This window comes from Paenibacillus wenxiniae, assembly GCF_039822605.1.
Taxonomy (GTDB): Bacteria; Bacillota; Bacilli; order Paenibacillales; family Paenibacillaceae; genus Saccharibacillus; species Saccharibacillus wenxiniae.
The window spans coordinates 405,890-429,718 of record NZ_JBCGUH010000004.1 but is presented as its reverse complement, the minus strand read 5'-3'; the positions used below and the strand labels follow the sequence as shown (position 1 = coordinate 429,718).

The following is a 23,829-nucleotide window of genomic DNA, read 5'->3' as shown; positions in this document are numbered from 1 at the left end:
ATACATTACACATGTCATCATTCATAAACGTTTTTGATTGTTACCGAAGTTCACAAACATTTTTCGTTGTCGGCAATCTTTAACCTTTATTCCCTATTTGTATACTTGGATTTAAATCTTAGCCATACTTTAGCAAAATCGTCACATTTGCGTCAATCTTCTGTCGACTTTTTGCCAAAATGATTAATAGTTGCTCGATTAACGAATGGATTTGACTTTTTCAAGATAAAAATAGTCGATATATCGCTGAAATCATGCGATTTTACGCGACATGCTATCATCCCGTGGAATTATGTTTTGCCCTGCCTAAACTGTATCGGTAACAGTCGCTTTTCTAAAGCTGTATTCAATGTTTGCCAAAATCGGGTAATAGATGAGCAGAATAACGGCTGAAATTTGTCATTTGGGGCGATACGGATGTATTTTTAAAGAGGGTAAGCACCAGACTGACAAAAAGCCGATCAGGAGGAATGACAATGCTGGAAACGATGACAATTTCGACCCAGAAACGTGATGAAGTGAGAGATATTACGAGAGATGTAGCGGCGCTCGTAAGCCGCAGTGGTGTGCAAAGTGGTATAGTTGTTATTTATTGCCCACATACAACAGCAGGCATTGCGATTAATGAAAATGCCGACCCGGATGTGAAGCATGACGTGTTAATGCGGCTGGATGAAGTGTATCCGTGGGAGCATCCCAAATACCGTCATATGGAAGGCAATACCGCTTCCCATTTAAAGTCGATCACAACTGGCCCATCGCAAACGGTCATTATCGACGGTGGACGTATGCTACTGGGACGCTGGCAAGGGATTTATTTTTGCGAATTCGATGGTCCGCGTACACGTGAATATATCGTAAAAATTATGGAAGGTTAATCGATACGATACGTCCATCTCAGACGTTTAGTTCGTATATGTATAAAACAAGTTTATTTTATACATTACGTTCATGCGTTAAGTTTATACGAAGACTTCAATTCATATAAAAAGTTCACTTTAAGTGCAAAATTCACTTTAAATGATAAGTTCACTTCAAATAAAAAATTCGCTTCAAATGACAAAAAGGCGGCTTCTGATCTCTTGTATCAGGTGAGCCGCTTTTTATCATAACCACGATCGCTATATATCTCATTAGTATGACTTCCTTGTCCGCTATAGGGATTTACCGTTTTGACAGGGGAAAGTCTTAAAGCGTGCAGGCGCACAGCATCCATTCGTTACATCCTTTTTGAGTATAAATTTTACTGCTATACCATACGGATCAGTCATATCGACCCAAAGAGATGCCTGAACGTGTAAGAAGCTGCACCTTCTCCGGTATATTGGGCAAGTTCACTATCCTACCTTTATACCTTTCGTTCACAGTACCCGACATAACGTTTTGACATGGGTAATGGCGGCGGCTTCCACTTCCTCATAGGTCACTCGATCCTGAATATAATACGAGATAAAGCCGAGGATCGATAAAAATAAGCTGAGCGGCACCGTATGCATCGCTTCCAGCGAATGTTCATTCAGATCCATATTTCCTCTCACAATCGAAGCAAACACTTCAAAACATCGCGCTTGTTCAGCACGGCAATAGCTCAGCAGCTCTTCGTCGCGAATCATAAACATAATCTCATACTGATGCGCATTGTTCAGTCCAAAGCGAATAAATTCCAGCAGCAGCCGTTCAACTTTGCCCGTTCCCGCTTGCTCCGGCATATCTTTCACCTGATTCAGCAATTGACACAAATGATCAAAATCTTCCATTACAATCGCATAAAACAATTCCGCTTTTTCCTTAAAATGATAATAAAGCGAACCGTGGCTGTAGCCCAGATGCTGACCAATACTTCGCATCGATATCGCCCGGTATCCTTTTGTCACAAACAGATGCCTGGCAGCTTCCAAAATTCTCTCTCTTGATAACTCCTGCTCAACCGCTCTACGCGCCATAGTGTGATTCCCCTTCAAGCAAGCATTTTGCATGATCCGTTCCCCATCGTCTGGCAGCAATTGTAACTCTATTGCCATCATTGCCTTTCAAATGACATACCCCATTTGTCATCTTCCATCCAGACGATTGCCATGAGCGGATACATGACGTCATCGATTCTTTTTATCCGGTATGATCTATCATTGTTACAGCTCGTTCACTCTGCAAAGTAAAGCTGCTCCCCTTGTGTAATGAGAGATTGTCCCTGTGTAAGATCAGTCATCCAAGCTTCAAATGCGTCCGATTCACTTGCAACCGGAAGGCAATTCAAAATGACCTTGTCTGTAAATTCCGTTTCCCCCATGCGAATGTTACGATTACGCAATTCATTTTCCAGTTTGCCGAGCCATGTATAATCAATCTCGACCCGTACTTCCTGATGAAGCACACGGGTGATAGCTTTACCCGCTTCAATCGCAGCTACTGCACCGTCCGTATACGCCCGGATCAGTCCACCTGCACCTAGCATAATACCACCAAAATAACGGGTGACCACAATGACGATATCCTGCAACCCCTGGTTTTTGATCACCTCCAAAATTGGCTTACCCGCCGTACCGCTCGGTTCACCATCGTCGGACTGGCGCTGAATTTCTCCACGCGAGCCGATCAGATAAGCAGAGCAATTATGCGTGGCGTTCCAATGTTGCTTTTTGATGCGCTCGATAAATTCGAGCGCTTCTTCTTCGGTTGCCACCGGTTTGGAGTGACCGATGAAACGCGACTTTTTGATGACGATTTCCTTTTCGCCGGCTTCATGTATCGTTTTGTAGCGTTCTGGCTTGTCTGTTGTCATGATGTTCCTTTCCTTGTATAAGATCATTCTTGCCGATCATATGAGGCAGAACAAACAATAAGTATTAGTATATATTCATGTGTGGATGACTACACGATATGAGTATCTTAGCACCGATTGTATCCCCCAGTTACTAAAGATATCATACACCATATTTAGGTATCAAGAAAGCAGCCCCCCGACACTCCGGTCAGAGAACTGCTTTCCTCGTGAAGTTTATCCTATTTTACATCAAAAGTAGCGCTGTCGAAAAGACCTTTACAGAAGCTTCTTCCGCAAATTCGAGCAAAGAGGCGCTGGATTATTCGGAAAGACGTGCTTCCAGCTCCGCTTTTTGCTTTTCAAAGCCCGGTTTGCCCAGCAGAGCAAACATGTTCTTTTTGTAAGCTTCTACGCCTTCCTGGTCAAACGGATTCACACCAGACAGGTATCCGCTAATACCGCAAGCTTTCTCGAAGAAGTATACAAGATAGCCAAATGAATATGGCGTTTGATCTGGAATGTTAACGATCAAGTTAGGCACCTGTCCATCGGTATGTGCCAGCAGTGTACCCTGGAATGCTTTTTTGTTAACGAAGTCCAGTGTTTTACCAGCCAGGAAGTTCAGACCATCGAGATCTTCTGGATCTTCTTCGATCGTAATGTGGCTGCCCACTTCTTCGACTTGAATCACTGTTTCGAAGATGTTGCGGCTACCATCTTGAATGAATTGGCCCATAGAGTGCAGGTCGGTCGAGAAATCAACGGCTGCTGGGAAGATGCCTTTGAAGTCTTTACCTTCGCTCTCGCCGTACAATTGTTTCCACCATTCAGATACGAAGTGCAGCGATGGCTCGTAGTTCACGAGAATTTCGATCGCTTTACCTTTGCGATGCAATGCGTTACGTACCGCTGCATACTGGTAGCTTTCGTTTCCAGCTACATTCGGATTGCTGTATTCTTTTGCAGCTGCGGCTGCGCCGTCCATCATTTCCTGAATGTTGATACCTGCGGCTGCGATTGGCAGCAGGCCTACTGGAGTCAGTACAGAATAACGTCCGCCTACATCATCAGGGATAATAAAGCTTTCGTAGCCTTCTGCATCCGCCAGTGTTTTCAGTGCGCCTTTTGCACGGTCAGTTGTTGCATAGATGCGCTTTCTTGCTTCTTCTTTACCGTATTTTTTCTCCAATTCTGCGCGGAAAATACGGAATGCAATCGCCGGCTCAGTTGTTGTACCGGATTTGGAAATGACGTTAACGGAGAAATCTTTACCTTCGATCGCTTCCAGCAGATGATTCACATACGTAGAGCTGATGTTGTTACCTGCGAAGTAGATTTCTGGCGTTTTGCGTTTGTCTTTTGGCAGTACATTGTAGAACGAGTGGCTCAGCATTTCAATCGCTGCACGCGCACCCAGATACGAACCACCGATACCGATTACGATCAGTACATCGGAATCGCTCTGGATTTTCGTTGCTGCTTTTTGAATACGAGCGAACTCGTCTTTGTCATAGCTGTTTGGCAGATCGATCCAGCCGAGGTAATCCGAACCTGCGCCTGTGCCGTTGTGAAGCTGCTCATGCGCCAGACGAATCGGCTCTGCAAAATAATCCACTTCATGTTGAGCAACGAAAGAAAGAGCTTTGCTGTAGTCAAATTTCACTTTTTTAGACATAATTCAATACCCTCCCATTATTATATGCTGTATGCAGACTACGCTGCACCATCCCTCTGACAGCCTAATGTCTTTTTCCACTAGCTGTATGAGGCAAACCCAATGTTAAGTATGACGCGATGCTCATGGCAATGCAAGCAAGTGCTCCTGCAATGGAATGCAAGTCAGTGTCATTGCAATTAGCGTGAATGCACCACGTCTGTTTTTCAAACCTAAGACAAGACGATCAGACGGCGCGACAGACTTATACATCACAAAAGCTGCCACACTCAGCTATACCATAAAAGTAACTATGCTCAGCTGTATCACAAAAATAGCTATACTCAGCGTCCAATAGATCGTCGCTGTCCTACTTATCTTATGCAAAACAACATGCAACCAGACACCAAACGACTACCGTCATCAACGTGCCGATTCACCTGTATCCAGCGGAGCGGAAATGTTCTGGATGTAGGAACACAGGGAAACGTGGCACACATCGATATGCTTACCCGAATAATCGCATGTCCAAAACCGAACAACTGCGTAAAAGACAAATTGTCATTCGGCCAAGCTAACCCAGTCGCCAGTATAATGCAGCCACCTGACAGCAGCCAATGACTTATGTTATGGCTTTAAAATAAGAGCGATCAGGCGTATGAACAGCAATAGTCGGTAACCGTGCTAATCTCCAGCTTGAAGCGTGTATTCGCTGGCACTTCAAATGTCGCTGTACCATCGATATGCAGCCATTCTTCGCTACCTGGTAGCAGCACGGACAGTTTACCTGCCAGAATCTCCATCGTTTCATGTTGGTCTGTACCAAACTCGTAGGAGCCTGGCAACATAATGCCCAGCGTCACTTTGTTTCCGTCTGGTAACAGCACGGTTCTGCTGGTCACTTTACCGTCATAATATACATTCGCTTGCTTGATTACCGTTACATTTTCGAATTGGCTCATTCGTCATTCCGCTCCCTGCATGTGTAATGGCATTACTCTCGGAACTGTTGCAAAATCATTTCTAGCAAAACTAGTAAACTCACATTGAAATCATTTCTACAGCACCCGACATATATCAGAAAAAAGCGCAGGGCGGCGCTTGGCCACCTCTGCACCTTGTAAGCAATTCATTCTATGCATGATCTGCACCGCATGCGCTCTGCTCTGAAGACAGTCGCTATACGGTACGAATCATTTACCGCTAAGCGGCTTATCATGGATACAAAAAGCTTAGGACAGCAGACCTTTTACTTTTTGTACAACATTGTCTACAGTGAAGCCGTACTCAGCGATTACGCGGTCACCAGGAGCGGAAGCACCGAAGGTTGTAATACCCAGGATCGCGCCTTTGTCACCCACATAACGTTCCCAACCGAAAGTTTGTGCCATTTCGATCGCCAGACGAGGCTTAACATCAGGCAACAATACGGAATCACGGTATGCTTGATCTTGTTTCTCGAACAGTTCCCAGCTTGGCATGCTGATTACGCGAACTTCAATACCTTCCGCAGCCAGAGCTTCCTGTGCTTTAACAGCCAGTTGAACTTCGGAACCTGTTGCGATCAGTTGTGCTACCGGTTGACCCGCTTTGGCATCAGATACAACATAAGCACCTTTTTTAATGTTTTCGCGTACGCCTTCTGTTGTACCTGGCAGAATTGGCAGGTTTTGACGAGTCAGTACGAGCGCGATTGGACCGCCTTTGTTTTCCATAGCGTGTGCCCATGCAGCCGAAGTCTCGTTACCATCCGCAGGACGGATTGTAGTCAGACCTGGAATAATACGCAGAGAAGCCAGTTGCTCGATCGGCTCGTGCGTAGGACCATCTTCACCAACAGCGATACTGTCGTGAGTCAGTACATACGTTACAGGCAGACCCATCAGCGCAGCCAGACGCACTGCTGGACGCAGGTAGTCGGTAAATACGAAGAATGTACCGCCAAACACTTTAATACCACCGTGCAGCGCAATACCGTTCATTGCACCAGCCATCGCAAATTCGCGAACGCCGAAGTAGATGTTACGGCCAGCACGAGTTTCCGGTGTAAAGTTGTCCAGACCTTTCAGGTGAGTCATTGTGGAACTCTCCAGGTCAGCAGAACCGCCTGCCAGCTGAGGAACACCGTTGATCAGACCATTCAGTGCATTACCGGAAGCAACGCGTGTGGATACCGCTTTGTCTTCTGTGCTGTAGAATGGCAGTTCTTTATCCCAGCCATCAGCCAGGTTACCGGAGAATGCGGACTCAAATTGAGCTGCCAGTTCCGGATTTTCTTTTTTGTATTGAGCAAACATGTCGTTCCATGCTTGATTCGCTTCTACGCCGCGTTCTTTCACTTTTGCAAAGTGCTCGCGTACTTCGTCTGGTACATAGAAATCTTCTTCGTATGTCCACTCGTAAAATTCTTTTGTCAGTTTCGCTTCTGCGGAACCGAGTGGAGAACCGTGAGTACCACCGTGACCGCCGATACCTTGTTTGTTCGGGCTACCGTAACCGATCACTGTTTTCACTTCGATCAGTGTTGGACGGGAAGTATCAGCTTTCGCTTCTGCCAGTGCAGCTTCGATTGCTGGCAGATCGTTACCGTCTTCTACGCGCAGCACTTGCCAGCCGTATGCTTTGTAGCGATCTTCTACATTTTCAGAGAAGGACAGACCTGCTTTACCATCCAGCGTAATATCGTTGGAATCGTACAGCATGATCAGTTTGCCCAGTTTCATATGACCTGCCATTGAAGCCGCTTCGCTTGCTACGCCTTCCATCATATCGCCATCACCACAGATTGCATATGTGTAATGGTCGATTACGTTAGCATTGCCTTTATTATAAGTAGCTGCCAGATGTGATTCAGCGATTGCCATACCTACTGCCATCGCTACACCTTGACCGAGTGGGCCAGTTGTTGCATCTACACCAGCAGTGTGACCGTACTCAGGGTGACCTGGAGTTTTACTTCCCCATTGACGGAAGTTTTTGATTTCGTCCATTTCCAGACCATAGCCGGACAGGTGCAGCAGGCTGTACAATAGCATGGAGCCATGACCTGCGGATAGTACGAAACGATCGCGGTTTACCCATGTAGGATTAGCCGGATTGTGTGTCATTGTTTTAGCGAACAATTGATAGCCCATTGGCGCAGAGCCCATTGGCATACCAGGGTGTCCAGAATTAGCTTTCTCGATCGCATCGATCGAAAGCGTACGAATTGTGGAAATCGAAAGATTGTCCACATTGGAGTTTTCGGATTTGGAGATACTTTGTTCTTGCTCTTGTTTCTTGTCAGTCATGTTAATCCTCCTCATTCTTCTTGGTAAAGCGAGGTGCTCGGCTCTTATTTCATTTGAAACAAGATCGTCTATTTCATTTGAATACATATGCAATACATCTCAAATGAAATATGTCCCTTGAGTCTTTCAATTTGACTTATTAACCCTTTGTCCATTGTAACACTAGTTTCGACAGTTTACCATATCGTTATTTTGCCCCACTGTATTTATACCCAATATCCCCTATACGAAAAGAGGAGGACTGCATTTTGCGTATGATCATCAGACAGGGATTGCTTGCTGGATTGATCAGCGGCATCGTGCTCGGACTGGTATTGAAATGGATTCAATACCTTACAGGAACGCTCGTCTATACTTTATTGCTGAATATTGATTTTGTACCCTTGTTGCCACCACGTTTGCCGGAATGGCTGGAATTTACGATGCATCTTGTCGTTGCGCTAGTACTTGGTGTTGTGTTCCGCTGGTGGATCACACGCTGGCAACATCCGTGGCTGGCGGGATTAGCACTCGGTTTGGCATCATCATTATTATTTTTCCCGCTGACAATGATGTCAGATCGTGTGCCTGCGACTCATGACGGGTACGCGTATATGTACTGGTTGATTGGGCATCTGTTGTATGGAGTAGTGCTTGGTGCTATAGGTAGATGGCAGAATGGGAAATAGATAGTAAAGTCGCTCTCAAGCTCAAGCTCAAGCTCAAGCTCAAGCTCAAGCTCAAGCTCAATCAAAATCAAAATCAAAATCAAAATCAAAATCATTTTAATTTTATTCAACTGAAATGACTTAAAAGCCACTTTAAAGCTGCTTTAAACTACTTTAAAACTATTTTAAAATAACACTTTAGTATTAACAGCACATTAAACGGATTAGATTCATTAAAAATAACAGCCTTTGGCATCGCGCCGACAGCCCAAATCCGAAGCTGAAGAAATAACTTCATCTTGTCAGTTGGGTGGAAAGGCTGTTATGAGATTTTGCTTGAACCTATTTATGTTGAACATATGTATATTAAAAATTGCCGATATTATGCCAGAGCGTATACGCAAACTGTTTTTACTAGGACAAACACTACGCTGGCAAAGAATAAGTCGACAGACTTCGATCTCGTACAGGCATCCAGAGAGTAGGATAGGTAGATTTGTGTGCTCAAAAAATGTGTAACATCGGCTACCCCAGACTTCATCTTCAATACAAAAATGCCACTCCCATAATGGGAGTGGCATTTCTATATAAATTACATATTTAGCGTATCCCATACCAATTCAGCTTCAATACTTTTGTACTGATAATCAGCATTATCGTAATCAGTACGATCGTAATCAATATGATCTTAATCAGTATGATTTTAATCAGTACTGTCGGCTTGATTAGTTAAATACAACCGTTTTATTCTGGTGTACTAGAATCCGATCTTCTACATGCCATTGTACCGCACGAGCCAGTACCACACGCTCAATCGTACGACCGATACGTTTTAACTCATTCACATTATCACTGTGACTCACACGCTGTACGTCCTGCTCGATGATCGGTCCGCCATCCAGCTCTTCAGTTACATAATGCGCGGTTGCACCGATAATTTTCACACCACGATTATAGGCCTGCGCATACGGCTTACCGCCGACAAATGCCGGTAGGAAGGAATGGTGAATATTGATGATACGGTTACGATAATGCTCGATGAAGGATGGAGAGATGATCTGCATATAACGTGCCAGCACGATCACATCGATATCCGAACCGATCACTTCCAGTTGACGACGCTCTGCTTCCTGCTTCGTATCCGCTGTAACCGGAATATGATGGAATGGAATACCAAACGATTCCACATAGCTACGCATATCGTTGTGGTTGCTCACAACCATAGCAATTTCTGCGTCCAGATCGCCTGCCTGCCAGTGCCATAACAATTCAACGAGACAATGATCTTCTTTGGAAACAAAGATGGCGAGACGCTTTTTGCGGCTTACCTGATTGATCGTCCATTTCATCTGGAAACGTCCAGCGATCTGTTCAAAGCTCTGTTGCAGTGATTCCAGATTGTCAGCCAATTGGGGCAAATCGAATTCGACACGCATGAAAAACATACCGCCATCCGGGTCCATCGTATATTGATCCGATTGCACGATATTAGCTCCGTGCTCATACAAAAATTGAGAAACGGCTGCTACAATACCTGGTCCATCCGGACAGGAGATGAGCATACGTGCACGGTTATCCTGTGGTTCACGTGCAGATCGATTTTGTTTAACATGTACTTCCATAAGAAATTCATTTCCTCCTTAAATAACGATACAATGGCATATGATTTTACCAAATCAGCCGATATGGCAAAATATCTTATATTACAATCTATGTGATATGTCACACAAAGTAAATAGATTTCTTGCCCATTAGCTAGAAATTAACTATTTTAATATACCGCATTAAAGCGAAAAAGAACATGCAAAAAATAATCCCGGCGCAAACCGGGATTATTACGCTTATCTATCCTTATAAATAGGGAAATTACAACTCTATCGGATAAGTACAATTCTATGTGACAATTATAGCGATTGTTTACCTGCCAGCCACGCGATCAGGCGTGCATTGATCTGCTCCTCACGCAGCGCCGTGAACAGTCCTTCCTCAGCGACCATATCATACAGACGCTCCAGTGGCTCACGCGGATCTGCTTTCCGTGCCTTGGCATCATTTTTCAGTACCGCCCATGTATCCAGCACATACGTACGTGCATCGACTCCTTTTCCAGCAAAGAAATGATGCAGCTTGCCCACATCGTCCACAAACTCATTACCAAACCGTCCAGCAACGTCGCCGCGCAGCAAGGCGATTTCAATTTCGTACATGGGATGCTGCTTTTTCGCATCTTTGCCGATCCAGGGGGTTTCCAAAATAAAAGGACGATTGTTTAGCTTCTCGTGATGAACAACGCGCTGAATCGCTTCATAGCCAATCCATCCAGAACCGATCGGAGTATGACGATCTTTACCAGCGCCGACCGGATTTTTACTATCGTTGACGTGCACGACTGCGATACGGTCAAGTCCAACCAGACGATCAAAATCTTCCAGCACCCCATCCAGATTGTTGACCAGATCATAGCCTGCATCATGCGTATGACAGGTATCAAAGCATACGGTCAAACGCTCATTATGCGGTACAAGGTCCATAATGCGAGCGATTTCTTCAAAGCTGCGTCCGATTTCCGTTCCTTTGCCAGCCATCGTTTCCAGTGCAATATTCACATCGGTTTCGCGCACTCCAGCCAGCACTTGCTCCAAACCAGACGCAATCCGTTTAATTCCATATTCGGCATCCATATCGGTAAATGCACCTGGATGCAATACGATATTACGTACACCGATCTCATGAGTACGATGAATTTCTTCCTGCAAAAAGTTAACAGCCAGCTCATAGGTGTGCTCTTTATAAGAACCTAGATTAATAATGTATGGAGCATGAACAACAATTTCTTCCACACCCATCGCATCCATTTTGGCTTTGCCTTCCTCGATAAACATCGTGTCCATCGGTTTACGCCGCGTATTTTGCGGTGCTCCCGTATAGATCATAAATGAGCTTGATCCGTACTCATCTGCCTCATTGGCTGCACTAAGCAGACCTTTATTTGAAAACGATACATGAGAACCAATTTTCAACACGTTCTTTTCCTCCCTGGTGAAAGCTACTCTATTAGGCTGTGCTTCATTATGTTGTACTTACTCTGTCTGACACTCTGTACTTGCTCTGTTTTACTGACGACCAGTTCCATTCATTCTAATGGCTTATGGATGTTAACGACTAAGCTCATTGATGCTAACGACCATGCGAACAAACGGATAACTCTAGCCTATATAGCCACTAGCTCTATCGTTTATATCGAGCATATTCCGTCTATATAGAGCAATAGAGCAACTTCGCGAACAAGCCGCATAATATATACAGTATGTCCGCAAGGTCTCACTAGAACGGATGAAACCGCCAATGGAATCTCACCTATTTTAACGTGAATGGTTCCAGAAAGCTAGAAATCGTGCATGAATAAATGATAAAGATGATAAACGGTCAGTCGATGCCATTCATGGGTAATAGATTATATAGCATACATGAAAGGATGCTCGAATCTTATACTCGCATGCGTGAACGGGCATGTTCGGATAGAGACAATCGCATAATCTTGATGCTCCAATTAAACATCATAAGGCAACACCACGTGACAACAGTATAAACTTGATACATGGCTGATCTTACCTCTATACCAATATACTAATATACTAATATACCAATATACCAAACAGGATATAAATAGTTTGTTCATTGTTCTAGTACCTTGACCACCTCAAATATCTTGACCACTCAAATATAAAGTCTAGTTGATTTACGAAATCCCTACCTGTATTACAACATGAACTTATCTCTATTGAGATACATTCTATTTTATATTTGGGACCTTTATATTTAGGGCGGTCAAAGTATTAATTGCTTGATTACGTTTCTTGGTTATGTTTCTTGATTACGTTCAATGTAAATTTTGGATTGGAGTAAATGTTGGATCGGATTCAAGCTTTACATTATCGATATGATCGTCTCGAAAAACGAATGATTGAACGTGGTCAATGCTATAGCATGAACTATATATCTCATGAACTGAACTATGTATCTAACCTATGGCAAACGTATGGCATGGGGAGTGTTTTCCCTCGTTACTATTCAATTTTCACTTGTTTCTATAATTAAGTGATAATCGCTACTTTATAGATACGTTGACGATAGATACGTTGACGCAATTTCAACATTATATTGCCGTATAATTTAAGTATTCTATCCCATGCCATTATGCTTTGGCGATCCAATGGCTCAGCCTACACCCGCTAATCCGTATATTTCATTCCGTATATTGCATAATGATCTATATTTCACATCTGATCAAGGAGGCTTTATTATGAAAATTGTAATTTGTGGCGGTACAGGCTTTGTGGGTAAACATCTTGTTCCATACTGGCTTAATGAAGGACATGAGGTAACTATTGTAACTCGTAATTTGACGCCAGAACGTTCGGCAGCAGAACGAGTTAACTATATGACATGGGATGACCTGGAACAGCGCCCAGAAACAATCGAAGGCATCGATGCACTGGTGAATCTATCCGGTGAATCGCTTAATCAACGCTGGACAACCAAAACAAAATTGGATCTGGTAGAATCACGTATGCGTACAGTTAATATCGTATCGAAAGCATTGGAAAAGCTACAGCATAAGCCAGAAGTCGTTGTACAAGCGAGCGCAATGGCAATCTATGGCACATCAGATGATGAAACGTTTGATGAAAGCAGTGAGCGGCGAACGATGAATTTCCCTTCTAGCCTAGCAGAGCAATGGGAAGCAGTAGCAGATAGCATTAAAGATGTGCGGCTGATCAAACTGCGTATTAGTCTGGTGCTTGGCAAAGATGGTGGTGCATATCCATTAATGAGTTTGCCGTACAAACTATATGCTGGCGGCAAAATCGGCTCCGGCCACCAATGGGTATCATGGATTCATATTGATGATATCGTGAGATTAATTGATTTTTGCATTCAAAATAAACAAGTGGAAGGACCTGTCAATGCTTCATCGCCAGGACCTGTACGCTATGCAGAATTCGGCGCTACTCTTGCCAAAGTGATGCATCGTCCACACTGGTTCCATGTGCCTTCCTTCGCAATTAAACCTGTACTTGGTGAAATGTCTGCCATTTTGCTACAAGGTCAACGTGTAATTCCGCAAAAAGCACTGGATCACGGATTCACATTCCACTATCCTGATCTGCGCTCCGCCATTGCGGAACTAGAAGGTAAAGAAGTTGCCGTGCATAAAAACAAACGTGCATGATATGTAATATGCTTAATGGATTATACTTTATCTCAATAAATTACACTTTATTTAGACTTCATCATACGCTGAGATATTATCCCAACATTTGTGAAACGCTAAATTAATCACAACAGCCCGCAATTGGTGAATCTGTCCTGATGCAAAAATGTAGTAGGACCGATCTCAAATTGCGGGTAGTGGTGTGTATTTTTTAATATGCAGTATTCAATGCGACAGTGCTTAATTAGAAAAAGAAAGTTTATTGGGTTAAGTTTAGCTCATTGCATCTCTATTTAACTTGGTAACTTGGTTTGAAAAGATTTGGCTAGATTAGGTTAATTTCTAATGAGCTTCGGTTCTTTCTATTCAGTGTTGTTTAGTGATGACTGTAAACTAGTTATAAACTATCTTTATGGGGATTTGTTTTAGCTTGCTGCATGTGTGGCAATCCTTTTCTGTTAGGCTTCTTCTTCGCTATCTTATTAACTTTGTTGTTGCCTTGTTATCTCGCTCTTGTTATCTTGCTAATGAAGCAATTTCTTTTCCACTATTCTGCTAACTTGCTACTTCTGTGTATCTATTTTGCTAATGCGATACTTTTAGTTTACTTGCTGCGGTATTGTCGTTTTATTCATTTATTTATGTCGCATTTCTATTTCTATTTCTATTTCTATTTCTATTTCTATTTCTATTTCTATTTCTATTTCTATTTCTATAAAAGTCAAACCGTGTTATAGCTAAAATAAAACTACTATTTTACTGAAATAAAATATAATTGTGATTGCTATAAAGCTACCTATTCTACATCTACATACATATGCTTACTTATATGCTTACTCCTTTACGCCTATATGTTCACTCCTATATGTTCACTTCTATACGCTTACTTCTACCGTCACCATACTACTCGTCTCATCAGCTAGTTAGCCGCAGTGTATACAACGCTCTGGCGATCGTAAAGCTATCTCCGTCTTGGATTGGATACGATTTATACGGGACGAGCGATTCTCCTTTAAGTTGAGTACCATTCCGCGAGCCTAGGTCTTTGATGAACATCTGTCCATTGCGTACTTCTAGTTCCACATGATTGCGTGAAGTACCGACTGATTTCTCGTGATAATGCACCCCATCTTCCGCTCGTCCAATAATAAAGCTTCCCCTGCGCAGACGAATCGATTCCTTACTGCCTCCTTCCCTGTCGCGGCGTTCTAAATAACCATTCCATTCATTCTCACTCTTACATGCCTGATTTGATCTATCATGCTCATCTAATAGTACCGTTGCCATATGTGAAGATAATGTCTCGGTAGGAGCATGATTCATATATCCTGATGCTTCCTTTTCAAAATATCGCGCTTCTTTAGAAAATTCACCAGATGTGCTAACCGATTGTTCAGCCATAGGCGTACCTGAACGATGGGCATGTGCTGCATAAGCACGGTCAGCTTCCGCTACCCCATTTACATCCGATAGATACTCATTTCCGTTCCTGTTTCCATTCCCATTTTCGCTACTTTCCATTCCATTAGCAGTTTCAGACCGATTTCTGGAAGAGGCATAGGAAAAAGAACCAAACAACTCGGCAATGCTACGTTCTCTCTGTTCAATTGACTCCTGCGATGGAGCAGAATAAGCAGCAACATTCGTTGCACTGCCATTCATCCTGTATGCCGGTGAATGCCCCTCTTGCTCGGTATAGACAGCTTCTGGATTCCAGCGCAACGGCTCCTGTCCATAGGATTCAGCTTCTTCTTGAGCATCCTTACCAGCGCGTCCCGATGGGATTGGAGCAGCAGTGCGGGAAGGGACTGAATGAATATGTCCAGGCTCAGCCACTGCATTATTTTTCGGACCAATAGAGATTTTCCCTTTGAGCACCAGATAGATTGTGAGCACTACTGCAACGGTTAATGCTACACAACCATATAGCGTCAGATCATTTCCATGCTCCACATATCCGTAACGCCAGATCATCGCAATCAACAAAGCACTACCTGCCAGTAAATACGTACGATACGAGGAGGGAAGCTTTTTGGGTTCTTCTATGTCACCTGTGTCCTGATAATCTGGATAGTGACTGGATGGAGGTTGCTTTTTTTTAGCGTTAAATAGCGATAATTTAGGTTTGGTAGACGGGGTTACGGTTAAGCTGCTGGCGGATGACAATCCTGCAATTCCCTGTGTAGGTTTGAATGCAGCATGTGACTGCCCATTTTCTCCTAGCTTCTGCCGAGAACTACTATACTGCATTTCATCGGCACTTGCTGGATACTGATAGTGTGAATCCATTGAAGACTGACCAGAAGAACTCTGCTGCACTGCATTACCGTTATGATAACGGGAAGCTTGTTCTGCTGATAATATAGCCTCTTCACCTGAAGCATATGTCCAGTCACGATCATCTGATCTTGGTACATATGATGCTCCAAATAGATTGGGCTGACGCTCGGTAGCAAATGTTCCTCCGGCAAGCTGATGCAGTAATAGTTGTTTTAGCCCTGCCAGTGTAAATGACTGATCCTGACAATATCGTAAAATTTGCTGTACGATATTCCCATGAAGCTCGCGTACAGCCGTAATCCATTGCGAAGCCAGATAAGCAATATGTTCCTGCACCAGCTCATCTGTCAGCGGTTCCGTTACAGGCACATAAGCTATATACAATCGTCCAGCCTGTAATGTACCCTCCATAAACATGTAATCCTCATCTAAAATATAATTAGGCAATGAGAGCATATACTGGCTGCTCTCCTCCAGCGTCGACACAAGCTGTAATAACAAACCCACATATTCAGCGATACCAATCGTTTCACTTTGTAGACAGTGCTTTAACATTCGCTTGCCTGTAATATCGTAACGAAGCTGCGATTTCATATTCAGTTCATGCAAATGTAATTGCAATATACCTTGTATGCGACTTGACAGCATCATGCTTGTTTGTGTTCGACTCCACTCACTGGATGCAAAACTCTGCTCTCTATCAATAATCATGAATGTTTTGCCATCCTGAATAAAATCTTGTGTTAATAGGCTCCCCATAAACACGATCCCCTCCTTACTCCATAACAATCTTTCACTCTGCACATCTCACTGCTTGATCCATAATCGTATACATATTGATCCATAGTTTTATACATATAAATAACAGAAAACGATACCAGGCAATACAGCTGTCATAAACGGAAATGTTAAATATTGCTCATGCTCTGCCTGATCTGGTCGAATCGATTGCTTCCAAAATAAAGCCCCGATAATGCGCCAAAATATCATTCGCATACGGACAATCGTTTCGCGGCGCCAGATCATAATTACAACACCGATCAAGCCAGCAAATAAAATGGAATACATCATAACCTGCGCCGTCATCGCTAATCCAAACCAGGCACCAATCCCGGCAAATAGCTTCACATCACCCGCTCCAACCGCTCGCAGCACATACAATAGCAGCATAACACCAAAGCCTAGCAGCATCCCTTTACCGGCAAACGATGCGCCTTCCCAACCTGCATCCACGATATGATACATTAGCCCGGTAAGCGTAAAGATCAGATTCAGTACATTCGGAATTTTGCGTGCACGAATATCGGTCCAGCATGCCCATAAAATAAACACGCCACTGCCTATAAACATCGTTTCCATTCATTTGACTCCTCTTTTTTGCGAAAGTACATTGTTTGCCGTACTCGCTGATTTACTTTTATCGTTTTACGCTCACTCCTTCACTTCAAAACGTTCGGCGTATTGCTCTCATATTCATATTACTGTGCTCGATAAGCGCCTGTCGCTGAGGCGCCTGAGACTACAGGACGACCGTCATAGGTAGCAATTTCAAATGTACCGCGAATCTGCTGTCCATCTTCTGTCGTCAACACATAGGTGGCCCAGCCTGCCGCAGCTGAAGAAGGAATTTTCCATGTCCAGATCAGGTTACCATTCGCGTCCGCTATCATTTCACCAAGACCTTGAGCTTTACTAGCACCACTTTTATAATGCACTTCAAGCTTGACGCGTGCATGAGCTGGAGCTGTTGCTGCAATAGAGATAAGTGATTCGGGATGTGCAGGATGAGGAACGGATACGACACGTACCCCTGTCTCTTCTTTGCTCTCATCGCTAGAGGCTGCTTTCGCTTCTCCTGTATCGCCAATCCATAGACGCTCGGTGGCACGTGCCTGCAACATAATAGGCTTGAAAATAAGCGGCACTTTAAACGGAAGCTCATAACTTAGCTCGACTCCAAAATAAGGATCACCGGAAAAATCAGGTACCGTTACTTCGGTCACATGAATGCGGTCGTAATCCAGTCCATTATCTGAAGAAACCTGCTCAATGAGCGGTTTGATCGATGAATCGAGTACAGCCGCAGCCGCCTGATTTTTAAGCTGGCGAAGACGTGTATCGCCTGTACTGGCAGCATCTTGAATCCAGTCATTTAGTGGCGGAGGAAACGCTGAGCTATACTTCGCCGCCAGATCCGTCAGACTCAGCTTTTGCATAATGGGCGCATTATCAATCGCCTGCGTTGCTATTTTTACCGGATACATATGTGTCGCTACATACTTGGCTGTATCGGATGCCGTGTTGTTCAGCGCCGTGGATAACAATGTCATCTGTACAATATAGACGAGAAAAATAGCAACGAACAAAAAGATCGGAAGCACCATCGCCGCTTCCAGTACGATGCTCCCGCTTTCTTCACCACCCAGTCGTTTCATGGGACTAATAACTGTAATCCGCTTGTTGATCCGCATAATATACACCCTGCTTTATTGAACTATTGTTATAACCGGATTGCAGCATTTTCGTAATGCCTGGCAAAAACCATATTTTCATTCCGGTGCGTATATGGGCAGTCGCATACGTATCGCGTTCCTGTGGATTGATTTTTGTGTTGTAGCGAATAAGCGCCAGCATACGAGACATTTTGTTCTCATTGTTCGTTTGCAGTAAAAATAACCGCAAATAATCACGATATTCAAACTCCACCTTCAAATAATCTGAAAGATTGGTATGGCCTTTGCTAAACAAATCAAACATATCCATAATGGCACGTTCTACACCATAAGCAATTCCGGCTGCGAGAACTGCTAGCGGATGTCCTAATCGTGCATTTTTCACCAGACCCTCTGCGGTACGAATAGCCAGTCGCATACCAAAAATCTCAGTATACGCTGCGGTCAGATTCGCAACCGGACCATTGAATCCATACACGATATATTCCAATTGCTGCTGATCCACTGTCAGCATCGTCAACACCTCTTGTGCACTGCCGCTGTTCATCACATCATCAATCGGAAACCCTTCTGCCAGCGACGCATCACGTTGCTTTACAGAATCAAGCAAATTCCCCCACATCATCACATCAAACGGTTGAAAATAATGAATCGCATATTCATTCATAAAAAATTCATTACGGCTTTTCATAAGCACATCGGAAATACCACCAAACAGAATATCCATCGTATTCATCGATTCCTGGCTTTCATCGTAAGGATCGCTGTTTAGAGACTTTTCTGCATCAGAGCCGCCACCTACCACTCGGTTGAACTCCAGATTGGATGTATAGTAGCCGTCCACCTCGTCAAAGCTTACATTTGCTGCTTTGGCGCCAGCTCCAACGGCAGCGATGGTAGCAATCATCGCCGTTGCCTTTTTCATTGATTGTTTTGCTTTTTTCTCATCGGCAGCAACCGTATCGGTGCCTGCACGAGCAGTCGACACATCCTGCTCAATTTTGCCAACTGCACCTGAAGGTGAGTCCGGTTTGCCTGTATATGCTTGTACATAGTGATCCAGCAGCTTAGCAGCAGCAATCGTTTTGGATTCCAATACCGAAGCATTACCAGATGTTCGTGAAATTTGCTGCTGAGCTTCACTCGTTGCCACTTGTACAGCCGTCCTAATCGCCGTATAGTCTGTCTGCTGACTCGTATACGTCAATTCCATCCGATTCATTAACTCTTCGGGTAGTACAAGTTGCTCCAGATTTTTGCGCAGCTCAGCAATTTGCGTTTCTGCTGATGAATTTGCCGATGCATTGTTACTACCAGGCGTGTTTGTATTACGAACACGATCATAAGCCGCATTTGCAGCTCGGCTTTTGGCTTCTTTGATGATTGTAATGATCTTTTGATTTTGTTCACGAATCGTTTGCATTAAGGCAGTAGCATCTTGGTATGTAGATTCATGATCAAGTGTTAATCGATTTGCTTTAGGCATAACTTTGCTGATCAGACTGGACGCATTGCTTTTATACTTCGCTATCTTTTCCGTATGAATCGCTGACTTTTTGTTCTTTTTACGCTTTTTGTCCTCAGCGATTTTGCTTGTGTAATCGCCGAACTGCGCGGCTATATCAGCGAGCGATTGGATAGAGCCGATACTTTTGGCAGCGATATTGCTTGTTGTAGGATGCATAACCAGTTTCGCCAGTTCTTTTACATCCAGTGCGGTTTTCTTTTGGAGGGCGATCAGATCATCAATAGCTTTTTCTCGCTTTTCATAAGGAACGCGAACCTTGTTCAACACATCTACTGTCTGCGTCGTTTCCTTCATAATAATAGACATGCTACGTAGTTTCTCTACAACCTCCACGGTAAAATCGATCGGTGCTTTATATTTCATCTCTTCCTGCACCTGCTGATTGAATACATCATATTTACCGAGCGGACGGCTCATCGCAATCGAAGTATCACCTACTTGTAACGGAATAAGATGAAAGCTGTTATCCAGATCGGTATAACTCATATTGTCAGCCGCAGCGATATCAAGCAATGTATTCGGATCACTTTCGCCAAAAGCGAACAGACCATAACCTGACTGAAACTCCGGCTCATAAGCCGACATGACCGATCGCAGTAATGCATGTGTTAACCGCTCGGCCTGAACCTGCATAGCTGCAATACGTGCATAATCAATAAACACCGCTGTAAACAAAAACACACCGGCAAGTACAACAATCATAAAAATAGTGACCGCACCGCGAGCATCAGTTGCTCGGCGCCGCATCGTTCTCACCCAGACACGCCATCTACGAGCTGAACGTCGTTTTCTCCCCATAGTCCCTCCACTACGCTTTTCCATCATCCCAGCATCCATGCTATATGCTATACCATTCCTCCGCCCATCCTTATAAGCCAAACCACTGTAAAATCGCTCCGGCTTTATCCAGTTTTAGTACAGGTCCAGCTACCCCTGCTGCTTTGGCTGCATAATAGCGCATCAGTTCTATATTACGAATATATTCAACCGGTTCCACAATAACCGAGCCTGCTCCAATCTCGGAATGAAGTGGTTTTTTCAGCGTTCGCTCCAGTGCCGGAAATGAAATCGGGCGTGATAAATGAGTCTCAACCGAACGAACGAGCATCCCATTGCCGTATTTAATCGTTCCACTCATTTCACCAGGAACCCAGGAGGCAGCAGCAGATAGCTTTGTCTGAGGTAGTGATCCGCCGCTTCCTGCTGGAATGGAAACTTCAGCACCACTTGCCGCATCCCCCCAGCCAAATAGCTTGCTCAACATCTCATCTTGAGTAAGTCGCCAGTACAAGCCGTCATTCTCACCTTCTGCAAATGCGCCAGTGCTCGGATCTTTATAACTGTTATCCCACGAATAGGCTGCACGCTCAGATGTTTTGGAGGCAGCTTGTTTGAGCATCGTGTTTTGATATAAATACATACAAAAAAACAGTAACAGCAGCGTCGTAAACAAGATAATTGGAAACACGATGGAAGCTTCAATCGTGAAGCTTCCGCGCGTACTCCTCCAAAATTTCTGTTTTGTCATGGCCGTATTAATTTTTAAATTCTTCACTTTTATTGCCCATGTATTGAAGCATACCGTCTACAACTTTAGTAATCTTTTCTTTAAACGCCAGCGCAATCATCAAAATGACCGCTACGATCAGCACCATTTCCAGCGTTCCGATTCCATCCTCTTGCTTCCAAAAGCTTTTCATCCCATTCCAGGATTGCGTAAGTACGTTTGTCATTCGTTATTCCTCCTACATATTCATCATCATAAATGCCGGCGTGCCGACCAAAATCATTACAATTACGAAAATCATCACCATAGGCAGTACCATCTTGGACGATGCCTGTTCTCCTCGCATACGACTGACCGCTTTACGTTTATCCCATAATGTGCGAGACAGCTCGCGCAGTGCCAGTCCGAACTCTCCGCCACCACGGCGGAAGTTGAGCAGTACCGTTGTCGTAAATACAGACACCTCCTGCACGCCGCAGCGCTTGCTGAACGATTCTAATGCCTGTTGAAATGGATAGCCGTTCTCCAGCTCATTAAGCATCTGAAACAGCTCACGATATAGCGGATGGGTAGAGGCACTTGTCTGCTTCCGCTGCACACAGCGCGTAATCGCTCGCTGCGCCGTTTCACCCGCTCCAACAAGCAACACAATTTTGTTTAACAGCTCTGGCAATTCCATCAGAATCTCTTGTTCACGTTCTTGAACTTTTTTTTGCAAATCGCGTATGAGCGAAGCTGGTAATACGACAGCAAGCAATGTGCATAGTGCCAGCCAGGTGATACTTCCACCGTTTAGCGCCGATACGATGCAGCCACCTGTCAGTAACAGCCAGCAGTAGCCTGTCATTTCGGCAATGTACAATAATGTTCGTTCTCCGCTCAAATGGACCCCGAATCCTTTTTGAATATAGCTTTGAACACGATAAAATATACCGGGAAAGCGAGCTACAAACCGAACCTTTTCCAACAACACCAGCCATGCAGGCGTAAATCTTCTCAGCTTGATCATCTCAAATGGCACTCCAGCTAGCTGCTTATGCTTCTCATCGGCGCTTTGATACAATACCATCCAGCCTGCGATTAACGAAGCTGCAATCAATCCTTCCAGCCACACTCCAATCAGTTGATTCACCTCCTTTCAGGTCGAGTAGCAAATGTAGCTCACACCCGAATATTCATAAACTTGCGAATTAATATGAAGCAACCGGTCAGCGCCAGCAAGCAAACGGTAGATATAGCAATACCGAGTGGATTGCCATACAGCGGCTTCATAAAGTCTCCAGCGACCACATTTAAAAAGATCAAAAATATAAACGGTGTCGCCATCAATATGTATGACTCAAACTTCTTTTGCGCAATCATCACCATAATATCCTGCTGGATATCCAGCTTCTCGCCGATAATCGTTGATGTTTTGCGAACGACTTCTACCAGATCGCCGCCAGTTCGCTTACACGTAATAAATACATCCGCAAAATTGGCAATATCTTCACTGGCAGCACGAATACTAAAATCCTCCAGCGCTTGCTCAATCGGCTGTCCATAATCCATCCTCGTCGTAATGATCGTCAGCTCGCGAATCAAATCGTTATCACCATCCGGGTATAACATTTGTAAGTCCTGTGCCGCTTCGCGAAATCCATTTTCGACAGAGCGTCCTGCTGCCAGCGATGAAGATAAGGAATAGAGTGCCTGTTTGAAATGAGCACTTAATGCCTGTTGCCTGCGTTCAATTAAATAGTTGCGCAGTAAGCGTGGTGTAAACCAGGCTGCGCCTGCCAGTACGACACCTACTATCCAGCTGTGATAGAACAAATAGCCCACAACTGCAAAGACCGCTCCGCACACGATCATACAGCTAACTCGCTGTACGATGCTTAGCTGATAGGTCGTATAATCGACCAGCGTAGGCGATGGGGCATCGATAGATGGACGTTTATTTACAGGCGGTTTTATCGTTTGACGTGATCCACTGGACTTTGCTGGTGGATTAGATTGTGGTTTACCTAGCGAAGAACGACTGTTTCTATTCACTCCAAGCTCCTCCTCTCTACTCCGACGTTCTTTCCACCTCTATATTGGCGGCATGATAGGGTGTATTGCCGATGGCTGCCAGTTGTCTCCATTCCTCCACACCAGCGGCGCGAAGCTTATCGGTATGAATGAGCAAATTACCTGTTGGTATCAACTGGCCTGCAATTGTGCCTTCATGTTCTCCTTGCTCTTCAAACAGAAACAGCGGATTCAAGACAATTTCGCCATCGATTATGCCACGTACTTCGGAGATCTCGACAACGCGTCTGGAGCGATCCCGCAAACGCGACAAATGCACAAAAATATCAATAGCCGAGCTAATCTGCTGCCGTACAACCTGAATCGGAAGCTCAGCTCCACTAAGCACCATCGTTTCCAGACGACTGAGCATATCGCGTGAACTGTTCGCGTGACCGGTAGATAGACTGCCATCATGACCTGTATTCATCGCCTGTAGCAT

General features: G+C 44.2%; 20 protein-coding genes. 4 read left to right on the top strand and 16 right to left on the bottom strand.

What is annotated here, in order from left to right:
- The first annotated feature begins 476 nt into the window (after positions 1-476).
- On the top strand, positions 477-878 hold the full coding sequence (locus tag AAHF22_RS10570) for a secondary thiamine-phosphate synthase enzyme YjbQ (RefSeq protein ID WP_347324943.1): 402 nt from the start codon (positions 477-479) through the stop codon (positions 876-878).
- 483 nt (positions 879-1,361) lie between these two features.
- On the opposite strand, the gene AAHF22_RS10565 is transcribed toward AAHF22_RS10570, so the two are convergent.
- The 5 genes from AAHF22_RS10565 to tkt all read right to left on the bottom strand — a co-directional run bounded on the left by AAHF22_RS10565 (position 1,362) and on the right by tkt (position 7,705).
- Complete coding sequence (locus AAHF22_RS10565; protein ID WP_347324942.1) at positions 1,362-1,943, bottom strand: TetR/AcrR family transcriptional regulator; 582 nt, start codon at positions 1,941-1,943, stop codon at positions 1,362-1,364.
- 197 nt (positions 1,944-2,140) lie between these two features.
- Complete coding sequence (locus AAHF22_RS10560; RefSeq protein WP_347324941.1) at positions 2,141-2,779, bottom strand: YigZ family protein; 639 nt, start codon at positions 2,777-2,779, stop codon at positions 2,141-2,143.
- Positions 2,780-3,080: 301 nt separating this feature from the next.
- Positions 3,081-4,436: a glucose-6-phosphate isomerase gene (locus AAHF22_RS10555; protein WP_347324940.1), complete on the bottom strand. Its 1,356-nt coding sequence runs from the start codon at positions 4,434-4,436 to the stop codon at positions 3,081-3,083.
- 629 nt (positions 4,437-5,065) lie between these two features.
- Positions 5,066-5,377, bottom strand: a complete 312-nt coding sequence (gene ppnP / locus AAHF22_RS10550; protein WP_347324939.1) for a pyrimidine/purine nucleoside phosphorylase — start codon at positions 5,375-5,377, stop codon at positions 5,066-5,068.
- 270 nt (positions 5,378-5,647) lie between these two features.
- Positions 5,648-7,705 carry a transketolase gene (tkt, locus tag AAHF22_RS10545; RefSeq protein WP_347324938.1) on the bottom strand — a complete coding sequence of 686 codons (2,058 nt, stop codon included), beginning with the start codon at positions 7,703-7,705 and terminating at the stop codon, positions 5,648-5,650.
- A 254-nt stretch (positions 7,706-7,959) separates the two neighbouring features.
- Between tkt and AAHF22_RS10540 the strand changes: the two genes are divergently transcribed.
- Together AAHF22_RS10540 and AAHF22_RS10535 are read left to right on the top strand one after the other, a co-directional pair.
- Complete coding sequence (locus tag AAHF22_RS10540) at positions 7,960-8,373, top strand: hypothetical protein (RefSeq protein WP_347325014.1); 414 nt, start codon at positions 7,960-7,962, stop codon at positions 8,371-8,373.
- Positions 8,355-8,492 carry a hypothetical protein gene (locus AAHF22_RS10535; protein ID WP_347324937.1) on the top strand — a complete coding sequence of 46 codons (138 nt, stop codon included), beginning with the start codon at positions 8,355-8,357 and terminating at the stop codon, positions 8,490-8,492. The genes AAHF22_RS10540 and AAHF22_RS10535 overlap by 19 nt, the downstream gene beginning before the upstream one ends.
- 585 nt (positions 8,493-9,077) lie before the next feature.
- Here AAHF22_RS10535 and purU read toward each other — a convergent pair.
- The gene (gene purU, locus AAHF22_RS10530; RefSeq protein ID WP_347324936.1) at positions 9,078-9,974 is read right to left on the bottom strand and encodes a formyltetrahydrofolate deformylase; all 897 of its coding nucleotides are present in this window, start codon (positions 9,972-9,974) and stop codon (positions 9,078-9,080) included.
- 282 nt (positions 9,975-10,256) lie between these two features.
- Positions 10,257-11,375 (bottom strand): deoxyribonuclease IV, encoded by a 1,119-nt coding sequence (locus AAHF22_RS10525; protein ID WP_347324935.1) that lies wholly within the window; start codon positions 11,373-11,375, stop codon positions 10,257-10,259.
- A gap of 1,280 nt (positions 11,376-12,655) precedes the next feature.
- Here AAHF22_RS10525 and AAHF22_RS10520 point away from each other — a divergent pair.
- Positions 12,656-13,585: a TIGR01777 family oxidoreductase gene (locus tag AAHF22_RS10520; RefSeq protein WP_347324934.1), complete on the top strand. Its 930-nt coding sequence runs from the start codon at positions 12,656-12,658 to the stop codon at positions 13,583-13,585.
- An 897-nt stretch (positions 13,586-14,482) separates the two neighbouring features.
- Here AAHF22_RS10520 and AAHF22_RS10515 read toward each other — a convergent pair.
- The 9 genes from AAHF22_RS10515 to AAHF22_RS10475 all read right to left on the bottom strand — a co-directional run.
- Positions 14,483-16,606, bottom strand: a complete 2,124-nt coding sequence (locus AAHF22_RS10515; RefSeq protein ID WP_347324933.1) for a DUF6382 and FHA domain-containing protein — start codon at positions 16,604-16,606, stop codon at positions 14,483-14,485.
- Between the two features lie 90 nt (positions 16,607-16,696).
- A complete protein-coding gene (locus AAHF22_RS10510; protein WP_347324932.1) occupies positions 16,697-17,206 on the bottom strand; it encodes an A24 family peptidase in 510 nt (169 codons plus the stop codon).
- A gap of 119 nt (positions 17,207-17,325) precedes the next feature.
- Entirely contained in the window at positions 17,326-18,318 is a 993-nt protein-coding gene (locus AAHF22_RS10505) for a TadE/TadG family type IV pilus assembly protein (RefSeq protein WP_347324931.1), read from the bottom strand.
- The gene (locus AAHF22_RS10500; protein ID WP_347324930.1) at positions 18,287-20,626 is read right to left on the bottom strand and encodes a hypothetical protein; all 2,340 of its coding nucleotides are present in this window, start codon (positions 20,624-20,626) and stop codon (positions 18,287-18,289) included. Before AAHF22_RS10500 ends, AAHF22_RS10505 begins: the two co-directional genes overlap by 32 nt.
- Positions 20,627-20,696: 70 nt before the next feature.
- Entirely contained in the window at positions 20,697-21,356 is a 660-nt protein-coding gene (locus tag AAHF22_RS10495) for a TadE/TadG family type IV pilus assembly protein (protein ID WP_347325013.1), read from the bottom strand.
- A gap of 7 nt (positions 21,357-21,363) precedes the next feature.
- Positions 21,364-21,561 carry a Flp1 family type IVb pilin gene (locus AAHF22_RS10490; RefSeq protein ID WP_347324929.1) on the bottom strand — a complete coding sequence of 66 codons (198 nt, stop codon included), beginning with the start codon at positions 21,559-21,561 and terminating at the stop codon, positions 21,364-21,366.
- Between the two features lie 12 nt (positions 21,562-21,573).
- Positions 21,574-22,404, bottom strand: coding sequence for a type II secretion system F family protein (locus AAHF22_RS10485; protein ID WP_371834052.1), 831 nt, complete (start codon positions 22,402-22,404; stop codon positions 21,574-21,576).
- Between the two features lie 92 nt (positions 22,405-22,496).
- Entirely contained in the window at positions 22,497-23,291 is a 795-nt protein-coding gene (locus AAHF22_RS10480) for a type II secretion system F family protein (RefSeq protein ID WP_371834051.1), read from the bottom strand.
- A 94-nt stretch (positions 23,292-23,385) separates the two neighbouring features.
- On the bottom strand, positions 23,386-23,829 hold a 444-nt coding region (locus AAHF22_RS10475), incomplete at its 5' end, for an ATPase, T2SS/T4P/T4SS family (protein WP_347324926.1).